The sequence below is a fragment of the Gemmiger gallinarum genome (assembly GCF_014982805.1).
GTDB classification, from domain to species: domain Bacteria; phylum Bacillota; class Clostridia; order Oscillospirales; family Ruminococcaceae; genus Gemmiger; species Gemmiger gallinarum.
Map to the genome: position 1 here is coordinate 478,555 of NZ_JADCKC010000002.1, position 12,593 is coordinate 491,147.

General features: G+C 46.0%; 12 protein-coding genes. 6 read left to right on the forward strand and 6 right to left on the reverse strand.

The features are described 5' to 3' along the window. Positions 1 to 159: 159 nt before the first annotated feature. The 6 genes from INF35_RS07835 (at position 160) to INF35_RS07860 (ending at position 4,812) form a co-directional block, all read left to right on the forward strand. Positions 160 to 1,107 (forward strand): phosphoadenosine phosphosulfate reductase family protein, encoded by a 948-nt coding sequence (locus INF35_RS07835; protein ID WP_235983159.1) that lies wholly within the window; start codon positions 160 to 162, stop codon positions 1,105 to 1,107. Between the two features lie 148 nt (positions 1,108 to 1,255). Then, positions 1,256 to 2,431, forward strand: a complete 1,176-nt coding sequence (locus INF35_RS07840) for a Fic family protein (RefSeq protein WP_193501242.1) — start codon at positions 1,256 to 1,258, stop codon at positions 2,429 to 2,431. A 225-nt stretch (positions 2,432 to 2,656) separates the two neighbouring features. Further along, positions 2,657 to 3,388 carry an AlkZ-related protein gene (locus tag INF35_RS07845; RefSeq protein ID WP_193501244.1) on the forward strand — a complete coding sequence of 244 codons (732 nt, stop codon included), beginning with the start codon at positions 2,657 to 2,659 and terminating at the stop codon, positions 3,386 to 3,388. Between the two features lie 161 nt (positions 3,389 to 3,549). After that, the gene (locus INF35_RS07850) at positions 3,550 to 4,356 is read left to right on the forward strand and encodes a MerR family transcriptional regulator (protein WP_193501246.1); all 807 of its coding nucleotides are present in this window, start codon (positions 3,550 to 3,552) and stop codon (positions 4,354 to 4,356) included. Continuing rightward, positions 4,349 to 4,531 (forward strand): Sec23/Sec24 zinc finger-containing protein, encoded by a 183-nt coding sequence (locus tag INF35_RS07855; RefSeq protein WP_193501249.1) that lies wholly within the window; start codon positions 4,349 to 4,351, stop codon positions 4,529 to 4,531. Before INF35_RS07850 ends, INF35_RS07855 begins: the two co-directional genes overlap by 8 nt. A gap of 14 nt (positions 4,532 to 4,545) precedes the next feature. Continuing rightward, positions 4,546 to 4,812 (forward strand): hypothetical protein, encoded by a 267-nt coding sequence (locus tag INF35_RS07860; protein WP_193501251.1) that lies wholly within the window; start codon positions 4,546 to 4,548, stop codon positions 4,810 to 4,812. A 267-nt stretch (positions 4,813 to 5,079) separates the two neighbouring features. On the opposite strand, the gene INF35_RS07865 is transcribed toward INF35_RS07860, so the two are convergent. The 6 genes from INF35_RS07865 to INF35_RS07890 all read right to left on the reverse strand — a co-directional run bounded on the left by INF35_RS07865 (position 5,080) and on the right by INF35_RS07890 (position 11,981). Next, on the reverse strand, positions 5,080 to 5,895 hold the full coding sequence (locus INF35_RS07865; protein ID WP_193501253.1) for an alpha/beta fold hydrolase: 816 nt from the start codon (positions 5,893 to 5,895) through the stop codon (positions 5,080 to 5,082). Positions 5,896 to 6,790: 895 nt separating this feature from the next. Next, positions 6,791 to 7,186 (reverse strand): hypothetical protein, encoded by a 396-nt coding sequence (locus tag INF35_RS07870; RefSeq protein WP_193501255.1) that lies wholly within the window; start codon positions 7,184 to 7,186, stop codon positions 6,791 to 6,793. A 140-nt stretch (positions 7,187 to 7,326) separates the two neighbouring features. Continuing rightward, a complete protein-coding gene (locus tag INF35_RS07875; protein WP_193501257.1) occupies positions 7,327 to 7,677 on the reverse strand; it encodes a hypothetical protein in 351 nt (116 codons plus the stop codon). Between the two features lie 9 nt (positions 7,678 to 7,686). Beyond that, entirely contained in the window at positions 7,687 to 8,913 is a 1,227-nt protein-coding gene (locus tag INF35_RS07880; RefSeq protein WP_193501259.1) for a hypothetical protein, read from the reverse strand. Between the two features lie 5 nt (positions 8,914 to 8,918). Further along, entirely contained in the window at positions 8,919 to 9,746 is an 828-nt protein-coding gene (locus INF35_RS07885) for a hypothetical protein (RefSeq protein ID WP_193501261.1), read from the reverse strand. A gap of 54 nt (positions 9,747 to 9,800) precedes the next feature. After that, positions 9,801 to 11,981: a dynamin family protein gene (locus INF35_RS07890; protein WP_193501263.1), complete on the reverse strand. Its 2,181-nt coding sequence runs from the start codon at positions 11,979 to 11,981 to the stop codon at positions 9,801 to 9,803. Positions 11,982 to 12,593 lie beyond the last annotated feature (612 nt).

A 12,593-nucleotide genomic window follows, 5' to 3' on the forward strand; every position in this document is an offset into this window, starting at 1 on the left:
TACACCATTATCAAGTATAACATTTTACGGAACAAAATGCACCTTGTCCGACGAAAAAACTCAGCCTTCCCGGTATTTGACCGAATTTGCGGAAACCTCTTGCAATTCCCTCGGAATAGAGTTAACACAACACAAACGCTTTTCCGAGGAGGTTACGAAATGGAAAATAGGGTTCGTGAAAATCAAGAAACGACGATACTAAGGGCATTTGAATCCAGAAAGGAAGGACTGAAGTATTTACAAAAGTTGCCGTTGGAAGAGAAGATCGCGCTTTCTAAAAACTTGATTGTAAGTTGCATGGAAACCTTTGATGAGCAGGTTTATATTTCCTTTTCAGGGGGAAAGGATTCAACGGTTCTGTCATCTCTTGTGTGCAGTTTAAAACCGGACATCCTGCATTTGTTTTCGGATACAGGCTGTGAATATCCGGAAACCCTGTCTTTCGTTGAGGAGGAGCGCCAGAGAGGGAAAAACATTGTGCCTGTGCGTCCCGTTTGTCGGGATGGCTCGGTATGGACCTTTGAGCGCGTAGTTGCAACCTATGGCTACCCACTATTCTCCAAGGCGATTGCCAATGGAATACGGACATATCGACACGCGAAAACGCCTGTAACAAAGCAGCACGCACTGGATTATTTGGGACGGATGTATCCCAAGGCACTATCCTATCTGGATTACAATATTTCTGACCTGTGCTGTGAAAAATTGAAAAAGGCGCCCTTGAAGCGTATGGCAAAACGGATGCAAACGCAATGTAGTATAATCGGAACACTGGCAGAAGAAAGCCGGGTCCGGAAAAGGGATTGGATTGCGTATGGTTCCAATATCTTCTTTCAGAAGAAAGACAACCAGTGTAGGCCGCTGTCTTTCTGGACAGAACGAGACATCTGGGATTATATTGAACTTTATAAAATACCTATTTCCGATTTGTATGGACAAGGATATCAAAGAAACGGATGTATGTTTTGTGGTTTCGGTCTGTGTGCAGAGCGACGGAAATTTGGAATTAACCGCTTTGAGAGATTGTCGCTGACACACCCGAAGGAATATGACTACATGGTGTCCCGATGGGCATCTCTATTCAAAGCGTGCGGAATTCCCTATTGATGCTATTTTGATTATATCATTCTATGCATACATTAACAGGGACTTCTAACAAGAATGGGACAAAAAACAGGTTGATAAAACTAATGAAATAGGTTATACTGATACTAAATGATACTATTTTATATCGCTTTTCGAAAGGAGGACCTCCATGGACGCTTCTGTGTTTGCCAAGATGCTCTCAGACCCAGGGATGTTGGACCTCAAAAAGATGGGATATAAATACGGTCAAGGAGATCTGCAGGAATTTCTCACACTACTCAAACGTGATTTTTATCAGGAACTACCCCTGCATGACTTTGATGGAAAACCGATGGTATACCTGGAAAGTGTGGCGCGGGTTTCACTGTCGGCGGCGCGTGTTTTGCTGACGCCGCAGCAGAGTTCCCGTCTGTATGGAACCAAGGCGATGGAAGAGGAAATCGTGTCTACCTTCCGAATCGAACAGATTGACACCAGCAGGGAAAGTGTGCGGCGGATTTTATCCGGTCAGGCACCCAAGGATAAGGAAGAACATCGCATCTATGGCATGAAACAAGGCCTGGAATTTATCGCGGACAGATCTCATACCATCACGGAGGAAAATCTCTTTCGGCTGTATCAGATGACCATTGGCGACTTCCTGCCAGAGGAGGATCGTTTACTGCCCGAACATTGGTATCGGCATGATAGCGTGTATATCGTAGGCAGCAAGTTGGAACACACTGGATTGCCTTGGCAGAAACTGCCGACCTATATGGCAGAACTGGTTGCGTTTGCTGCTGAGAAAACAGCACAGAATGATCTAATCAAGGCAGCCATTTTGCATTTCGCGCTTGCCTATCTGCATCCCTACTTTGATGGAAACGGTCGGATGGCGCGCCTGCTCCATTTGTGGTATCTGGTGCAGCAGGGATACTCATCAGCATTGTTCGTGCCGATGTCCCGCTTTGTGGAGGAAAGCCGCTCCCGGTATTATAAAGCGTATACCCAAGTGGAACAGAATCAGCAGATCAGCGGCGTGCTGGATGTGACGCCGTTCCTGGTCTATTTTGCCGAATCGGTGTATCACCGGCTGGGAGAAGATCAGCCGCAGCCCCGGACGCTACAGGCTTTTGAGGAAGCGCTGCAGCAAGGAAAGGTTACCGAGAAGGAGCGGGCCCTCTGGCAGTTTGTTCTCACTGCCTATGGCAGCGAAGAGTTTTCCACCAAGCGGTTGGAAAAAGACTTCGGCGATGCGGCTTATGCCACAATCCGGAGCTTCGTTCTCAAATTCGAGCGCCTCGGCCTGCTGACTTCGGTCCACTACGGCAACCGGGTCAAATACCGGATTCAGGATGGAAAGTAAAGAAAGACTCGCAGCAACGTAAGAGGAAATGCAGCAATAAGTGAAGAAACATAACGAAAACTTAAGTTGTTAAGTTCACTTGTTGGGGTTTCTCTTAACATATAGACGATTTTTCCTTTCTTTCCCAGCAGGTCATTGCCATAAGAAACAATCCAAGCCTCCGGCCATCTGCCGGAGGCTTTTGTGTTATACTGTTTTTATCAGATGGAAAAGGGGGACGTCAGCATGGCAGTGGAAAACGGGGAGTGGATCATGCGGGGACCGGCTTGGGAGGACCCGGCCTGTATCCACAGCTGGCAGGAACTGGTGGACTGGATCGACGAGGTGGGATTCCTGCCCCTCTTCCGCAACGGCATCGACGGCTTTTCGGCGGAGGAGCACACCTGCCCTACTGACTGGTGGAGCGGTGATGTGGACCGTGACCCCTGGGAGTGGCGGCAGACGATTGCCCGCAGCGGCCGGGTGGCCTACGGCAAGTTCTTCGGCAAGAAGGCAGGTTTCATCTCCAAAGCCTGGTTTCCGGACTTTGCCAACTGGCGGCGGGACGGCTACGACTTTGACAGCCGGTGGGACGATGGCCTCGCCACCGCCCGCCAGAAGAAGATCATGGACCAGTTCACCGAAGCGGACGCCCTGCTCTCCTATGAACTGAAAGAGCGGGCTGGATTCGGCAAGGGCGGAGAGAAGAACTTCGAGGGCACCGTGACCGACCTGCAGATGAGCAGTTATCTGGTTATCCGGGATTTCCGTCAGAAACTGAACAAAAAAGGCCAGCCTTACGGCTGGTCCCGGGCAGAATATACAACGCCGGAAGCGCTCTGGGGCGCGGCGTACATCGCGGCAGCCTACGCCACCGACCCGGTACAGTCCCGGACGAAGGTGTTCCGCCAGATTCAGGCCCATTTTCCCGCCGCCACCGAAGAGCGACTGCGTGCGGTGCTGGGAAGGTGTGCCTAAAAAATGGAAGTGTGCTAATCGATTTGGAAAAGGAAAATCGATAGCTTACATTGTATGAAAAGCTTTCCTCCATAAACAGAATATTTTAAAAGATCTATCAAAAAAGCCTTGACGGCCGATATCGGCCAATATTAGTATCTAATTAAAAGGAGGGGAAAATCATGAAGCGCGTGTATACAATTCGGGATGTGTCTCATATAACCGGGCTTGATAAGCGGACTATCAAATATTACATAGAGCGTGGCATGATTCAGCCTTCCGACAAAATGATTCAAGGCGCTAAAGAAACATGGCTGTATAGCGAAGCAGATGTAATAAAAGTGCGACAAATTGCGCTATATCGTCAGTTGGGCTATTCTGCTGATAAAATCAGAAAGATGATTCTCTCTCCGGGTTTTGATTGGGAAAATGTTCTCGACGAACAAATTGAGGAGCTAAAACAGAGAAAGAGGCACCTTGAAAATGCGATATTCGTAGCTGAATTCATGAGATATGCAAATGAGGCTGAACATCGGTGGATCGCATTTGACAGTTCCGATTTTAATAATGACATTGATCGATTTGCTGTTGACTGTTTTGCAGATAATGATGATGAGCTTGTTGAACAAGGCATGAAAAAAATCAACCATGAATTGACAGAGGGTCTCAACGCAGGAGATATAGAAAAGCAAGCTCAAAAGGTCACGGAATTGTTTGAGCAGCTGAGAACGGTTTTGAAATACGAACCACAAGACGCAAAAGTGCAAACAGCGATTTCGGAAATACTCCGTTTTATGGGGATGACGGCACAACCAAGCAAGTCGTCAATACAGGACGTCCTGTTGGGAGCCCGGCTGTTTAGCAATATGAGCTTTGAAAGAGTGGTGGACCTACTTTTTTCAAAACAAGGAGCAACAGATTTTTTGTTGCAAGCCCTTCAGGTATATTGTGAATCGTTAGATCGAGAAAGGAGCAAAAAAGATGAGTGAACGTTTCCCCGAGGTAGATTGGTACTGTGATCGTTGCAATGCTTACCTCAATGATCAACCAGGGTTTGATGACCATCACTATGTCTGGAAATGCACAGTATGTGGCCATAAAAACAGTATTTCATCAGATTCCATCTATGAATCGGAGGAAGAATATCGTAACTTTAATCAATAAAAAGGAGAGTCATAATGAGACATGTTTTTAAAGCCACAAAAATGGGGTGGGGAAAAGAAAAAGAGGGCATATACTTTGATGCAAAGTATTATACCAAAGAAGAAGCTATGGCGGAATTCAAGCCATTCCAAGGGACCACGCAAAAAGGATACCCATATACAGGTTATGAATATGACGGACAAAAATATCACGATGTTGCTTATGTTGGCGAGTTTGAAGATAACAACATGCCGCACTCTGATATCGAGTTAATGGACGCACTTATCAAAAGTAAAAAATGATTTTATTGAAGCTTATCGATAAATGAACGATGGCTTAGAATACCGTGTATATTTCTAGGCTGGAATACAGCCCACTTTCCATTTATTAAGGTGAAAATCTTGGGCGCTTGTCGATTGCTTCTTTCAGACTCCTGTTCCGTTGAAATACAGACAACTATCGGTCCGAGCCAAGATACCCAAGAATAGCTTCACATGCAAGAGGCTACCATTGAGGAATAGGCGGCACTGTATGCAGCCGGGTACCTGCCGGAAGTGCGCCCCTCTCCATCACAACCCTTCGACAAACTTCCTTATCAGCTCATTCACTTCGTCCGGTGCATCGGTGTTGGCATTGTGTCCGGCTCCGGGAATCCACACCAGCGGGATGCCGGTGTTTTTGTGCCAGGCCTTGTTGTACCGGATGCAGGAACCGGCATGATCCTTCTCTCCGCAGATCAGCAGCGCCGGGCAGGGAATCTCGTAGGGAAGGTCAGCTTCCATAGCCTGGGCCAGCATCCGCATCCCATGGCCTGACAGTCTGGCGTATCGTTCCTGGTCGCCGTCGTAGGTCATCATCATGGCGTGCATCAGGGCCTGTCCATAGGCGGAGGTGGCCACCCCTTTCGACCCGGTTTTGAGCAGGGAATTCCACGGGTAATGGCGATAGACCGGCTCCATCCGTTTCAGCAGCCACAGTTCGATGCCCGTTACATACTTTCGCTGCAGAGGGGCCGAATCCATGGCCACAAAGCCCTTCAGCTTCCGGGGAAACAATTCCGCATAGGCTTGTCCCACATAGCCGCCCATAGACTGCCCCACGATCACCGGCTGGCACAGAGCTTCCCGGCAGAGAATCTCGTCCAGCCATCTTGCCTTGTCCATCAGGGTGAAGGTCAGCGTGAACGGCCAGGAAGCGGCATGGCCGGGGGCGTCCCATACCAGCAGATTGTATTTTCCTTCGAAACAGGCAATCTGTTTGTCAAACAGCCGATGGTCAGCGGTCAGCCCCGGCAGAAAAACCAGGGTGATGGCTTCGGGGCCGCAGTCACGATTCACCCAGTAATGAATCTTGCCGCAGGGCGTTTCGTAGAGCTTTTCCTGCATGGCTGTCACCTCCTGCGATTTCTGCTTTCATTATACAGCAACCCCGGGGAAAGCACAGCCTCTTGGAGCAGCATGGACAGCCCCCAGCCTCTGTTTGCACTCACAAAAATCAGCGCCGGAATCTGGACACCTTGCACAGATTCCGGCGCTTTCCTGTGGGCGGGACGCTTTCTCTGCAGTAAGTGCCGTTTATGTGGACTTCCACGCCCAGAAGAAGGGACCGGACGGCTGGAAGATCATGGCCAAGGTATTTACCGAGGCCTGAGGCTCCGTCCTTCGATAGGCAAACAGACTTTTCCGCCCTGCGTAGGGGCAGAGAAGTCTTTTGTTTTGTGCAGGCCAGCCTATACAGGTGGCCGGGAGTATCCACAGGCCGTAACTGCCGATTCAGGCAAGACGAGACAGCTTGACCACCATCTGACCACTTCTTCTTCCCAGCCGGTTCCGTGTATTGTTTTTTACGTTCCAACATCCTTTTATAACCATCAAAAACAGCGCCGGAAGTTGTGCACACTACACAATTTTCGGCGCTGTATCATGCTATTTGCCTGTGCGTCACAGTTCTCCGACCAGACTACTACGTCCAACTGGACTATTGACAACTGATTCCAAATCAGCCAAGCCACTTAAAAATCAATAAAAGCGTTGTTGCGTTTCTTTTTTGTAGAAGTACCCGATTCAAAAGTCATCTTTTAATTCACACTTGTCGGACCATATAGTTCTTTTCAAAAGGACTATGACAATGTAAGTCACTATACACTTAAAACCTGCACTGCGAAATGCGGGGAATAAATTTAAATCACATATCTAATCTAGACAAAACAACCCGGCTGGCCAGATGTTATTCTGAACACCTGGCCAGCCGGGTTTATTTGATATTTTCTATAGAGCCGTATTAAAGGACCGATCCTAGCCACATACATCTATCTACCAGCAAGAATACGCCGATTATCCAAAGCACAGGCTGCACAAAGTGTCTGCCTGACCCCACCGGCCTTTTGTGCCAATACCGGAACAACCATATATTGATAGCAAGTCCTACGACGATCACTGCAATCATTCCGGCGTTTCCAAGCAGTACCAACATTTTATTTTGCTGACCCCACCCATAGCTGAATATACCAAAGGCTGCTCCCCAGATGATCGTCAATGGCAGATAGGCACGCAGCACATCTTTCCATTGTCCATGCCACAACAGCCACAGTGGTCCCAACAATATGATATCGTCATTACAGTCCGGTTCCAGCAAAATACGGCCAAGTTTGAGCATACGACTATATAAATTTGCCATCGTTTTTCCTCCTTTGTCGAGTCTGATAATCCCCAAGTGTACTTCATCAAATATCTGGATTTTGTAAGATAAGGGTGGCCATGTAATAAGCCCTTTTTCCCATCGGGTTCAGTAGCAACAGCCTATGCAGATGTCCTTTCTTAAAGCAGCTCTGCAAGGTATGTTTCTATATTTGAAGACAATAATTCCCACTTTGGTTTTTCTACTCCATGGGGGGCAGTGTACACAAGTCCATCCTGAAGGAAAATCGGATCGCCATTGCAGGAGGCAAACACAAACTGCGCATTCAAATACGAATATTCTGCCTGCAACTCGTGAAGTTCCTCAGCTGGGAAAAAGCGGACACTGTTGACTTCCACATCGACTGGATTACTCTTTTGATAGAACTCTTTTAACTCGTCTGGTATTCCATTGAGATTTCCATCATATGCAGAAAAGATATTTCGATGATCATACAGAACGGCTTTCTCTACAAACTTTGAAAATTCCATATAATCCCCTCACACTACAAAAGACGGGTAACATTTTTCAATCGTATAAATCCGAACTTTTTCTGCGAAGTGCCGCTGATGCACTGAATCCACAACGGAATATGTGATCATGATAATGCCCATGCTCACCGATACAATGATTCCGGACGCGCCTCCACAAAGGCCTTGTACCGCTATCGAAACGGCCAAAAGTGACAATGAAAAAAGTGCCTGTTTTCCGACTTGAATCAATGCTTCCTTCGTTGCAATGCCGTGGCGTTTAAGCATAACAAACTGATAGGTGGAAAAAACTGCGATAGTCAGTGTGCCGACAACGCCCATGTTAATCATTTTAGAAATATTTTCTGTGATTGTTACGCCGATATTTTCAAAAGCACCTGCAACTGTTTTTGAAGCTATGTCACCGAGAGTTCTTCCAATGCTATAGCTTACACCAGCCAAAGCACCAGATTCCAATCCGCCCTTCGCACCTTCTGCAAAAGCAAGTCTAACAGAATCCGGAGTAACACCCGACTGTGCCAATGTTGTCGCAAATCCGATCGTCATGCCAAGTCCTGCACCGATTGCCACCGCAATCCCAATGCCTCGCAGTTCATTCCTAAAGACGCGCTTGGAGTTGGTTTTTTCAAGCATTCGATTTTTATCGGTCACCGGCTTGTCGCTTTCGTTTTTCCAGTTGCCTCCATGTCCTTCTTCTTTGTGCTGCTGCTTGGTTCTATAGAATTTGATATTGTCGGGGTCTGCTTGCTGCTCCGGGTGATTTGCAACATTTTTTTGATGGTGCCCCTCTGCACCACGGATACCTGCTCTAGGATTAACAGTTTTGCCTTCCACAACTTTGACCTTATTTACGATATCTGGACGGTTTTCCAAGATTTCTTGCTGTTCTGCCGGGCTCCAGTTTTCTGATCCGCTACCGCCCATTTTGATGTCGGCTGCTTCGTAATCCCACGCCAAGGAAACGCCATCATTTCGGGCACCCGTATAAGACGGATCCCGGGCTAATCCCTGCGCGACTTTTTCCGCAAGACGTTCACGTTCTGTATTCAATGCGGAAAGGAACTCATTTAACTGATGATTAAACCCAGTTGTCGTAGCAGCGGTCTGGAAGGAGGTACCAGAAAGAGCGGCAGCCGCCATGCCACCTGTATGGGCAGTGGAAATTTTGCTTTGATAGGAAAGTGACGGCTGCTGGTAGAAAGTGAGGCTGCGATTTTTCTGAATTGCCGTCAGCATATAACTCACCTCAACTTCCGTTCGCACTCAATAGAGAATCTGGTAAGCGCAAGTTTGCCCTCATCATCCAGCTTACTAAAAATATAGGAATACACGTGATTGTAGTAAATCAGCGTTTCATTGAACAGGCGGGATGCATCATAATTAAAGAGCGTTGCCGATACCAGCGAAAACAATTGGGTCTGGTTCTTGTACTTGCCTTCATTGCTACGGAACTGATTGAAGGCTTTTGCAAACGAATCCGCTGCCTGTTTGTTATAAGCAACATTTTTCTTGTATTCAAATTCCCGCATTTTGGAACTGATCAAATCTGTATGTTCTTTGGTGAGGGAATCATAGGTGTCACTCTGTTCTTTGGTGAAACTTTCTTTATCGATTTTTGCATCAACATCCCCAATTTGGCCCAAAAGTTCATCAAATTCTTTCTTCGACGAAGTCGTCCGAAGTTTGTCCTTCAGCGTATAAAGCTCCTTCAAGCATTCAGAGTTATGATGCTCGATTTCCTTGCGCTGCTTCTCCGACCTTTCCTGCTGATCCTTAGCAATTGCGTTGTAAACAGTATCAAGACGGGACCGATATTCCATAATATCGCCTACAACCGACTCGGTTAAGTCTGCGTTTTCGATATAGAATGACAAGGCCACATTTGCTTGATCGACAAAATGAGATCTGTCTGCAAGGGCAGGCAATGTTTCTGCAAGTGTACACAGGTAAGAAAAGTATGCATCGAAAACTTCGGCATTATCGGAATTGCGATTAAATGCATTACGACCAACCATCAAGGCTTGGGAAATTTTCCCCGCATTTTTATAAGTATTAAAGAGTTCCAGCATTAAATCAACCTCCTTTGGGGCTATCCCACTTGTAAAGATGCGTAAGCCAATATTTTACAATGGGATATTGTCGAAAAAATCGGAAAGGTATTTAAGCGTTGCAATCTTGGTCTGAATTTCATTGATATCGTAACTGTCGACCATTGCTCTCAGGTTTTCAACATAGGCGTTCCATTCGGTGTCCAATTTTTCTGCCGCCTGATTGAAGGCTCGCTCCGTCTGAGTCCAATACTTTTTGATTCCCTCTCTGTACTTGTCCGCAACATCATTTTCTTCCATTGCTGCAACAATTTTTTTCGCGACACTTTTCTCCCATCCACCACCAAAAAGCTTTGCAAGTCCTAATCCACCAGCGATAAGAAGTCCGGCCGCAATCCCAACAGGGCCAAAGATGGAAGCAGTTGCCATACCCGCCAAAATAGATGTACCAATTCCTAAACCTATACCGGCAAACAAAATTGCACCTGAAATCGTGCTGGCAAGGAATGCTCCAAATCCGCCAATCACCCCCAGCGTTGATAGCGCAGAAGCAAATGCCCAACCCGCATCAAAATCAATATCAAGGTTGCTGTCCTTAAAAGGTTTTTCTATGCTTGCGGAAAAAGCGTCAACATAGTTTTTGGTTTTTTCAGCAAGAGTTGCGGACTTTGCTTTTAAGATACCTTCACACCGCGATTGAATGGTACTTTGCAAAGAACTGCCAAACAGTTCAACATCTTCCTTCTTATTTTTTATACCCTTTTCGCGCATCAGTTGAACCAATGTATCAACATTGATCAAGCTGGAAATATAAGTGCTAAATTCATTGATAGAATCTTTTTGCAAACGCGAAATTTCATCACGGACATCACATTTCCGCTTATCGTTATCTCGTACCCTTGTAAGTTCGTTAGCTTCAATCTCAGACAGCAGGGCCATATACCGTTCACGATCAGCTACAATACCCTCATATTTTTGAATTTCTTTTGTTAGGTTGGGCTTGCGTGAAGCCACATATTTTCTAACAAACTGTTTTGTCCGCTCATCAATAATTACAGGAAGAACTTCAAGAACCTTTGCCAGCTCTTCATTGAATGGTTCGCAAATATCCGGAATATCAGTAGTGTACGCAAAGAAACGTGCACGAAGCTCTTCATAACCATCGCCTTGATAGTTATAACCGGATGCCCTTTCTCTCTCTGTCCAGTATCCTTTCGGGAGCGTTTTCATCAGATTTTTACAACCAACATCGAGGATTTCCGAAAGCTGAGCACGATTACCGTTACTAACGGTATGTGCTTGAGATGCAACGACAAACAGATTGGAAAGTGGTTTTAGTTCATTTTGGCCTTGTGCCTCCCAGACCGGCAGTTCACTGATATTGCGCTTGAGATATGTAATATCTTCGATTCTCATAAACCCGTTTGCCTGGGATAAATAAATAACAACATCTGCTTTTTGTGCAGCAGCAAATGTGATTTCGTCATCACTTTCAGTTTCAGTCCCAAAACCAGGAAGATCAACAATGTCGCAGGTTTTGAGAATAGGTGCATCGAGAAAGACAACGGCAGACCCGGCTTGCTTATCATAGTGCTCGCCCTGGCGGGTTCCAAAGGAGCGAAGAATCTCCACTCCACCGGCTGCGATTTTCCATGAACGGCAATACTCTTCATCATAGAGGTGTCGTTCATTCCACATATTTTCACTGCCCAAATGATTTGCAAACACCCAGGCCTCTTCCTCAATAAAGGATGGACGATCCGAAATGTGCTTGATGTAAACCGCAATAGAAGTCGTAGGTGTCCAAGAAGTAGGCATTTTGTCGCTTCCGACCAGAGCATTAATTAAAGTACTTTTGCCGGTATCTGACCGCCCAACAATGGCCACTTTTGGTTTTACAAGATTCCCATTGATACCAGCACTCAGATCATCAACATACGCTTTTCTTTGCTCTTCTGGCAAGTCTATCTGCTTGAGCGCATTGCCGATGTATTCGCTCAGTGTGCCTTTGGTGAAATCAGCCTTTTTCCATGTATCTTCTACCTTCAGCGGCTTTGGTATAGGCTTTGTCCACCCTGTAAGTTCTTCGTATGTAGCACCGGTCTTTTCAAGAATCCGTTGAATAATCTGAAATGGAATACTGTCCGGATCTTTTTCCCAGCGAGAAATATTGGATTGTTCAACACCAATCAACTCTGCAAAGGCAGTCTGAGTTTTAATTTTCAACTTGTCCTCACGGAAAGATTTTAGATCCATAAAAACGCCTCCTTTAAGATTTTACGACTACATTTTACCGTTACGCTCCCCATCTGTCAATAGATTTATGCAAATTCGCATAAAATAATTATGCAAATTTGCATTTCGTCTTTTCTACCAGAGCTTATCTCATTATCTTCCTGCTCTTCGACAGCTGCTTTTTCTATTCGTGAACTATATAAGTACGTATAGACAGAACTAGCCTCCAAAACAAGGAATCAAGCCTCCTGCAACACTGAAAGAGTGCAACACAATCTTGCCATACTGATACTGCGGAAAATTATCCATTGTTTCCCGCTACATAAAACTGGCTAGCATCCTACAAAATATTGACCGGGAGGCTTTATCTTTTTTCACTCTCTGCTTGATATACAGCGTTTGTGTCCCCTGTTAGGAAATATGTTATCTCTTATCCATTTTCGCTTACTCAGTTCCATGTAGACAACAACCATTTTATGTTAACGCCATTCTGCTACTTCCATCCAGAGTCCAACGTTTTGTAGACATGCTTTTTTCTGATCTGTTCACCATTGTTACAAAACTCTATTCTATGGTATAAGTTAATTCTTAACTCATTGCCCACTAGGTTGTTTCTTGCCGACTAATGTACAA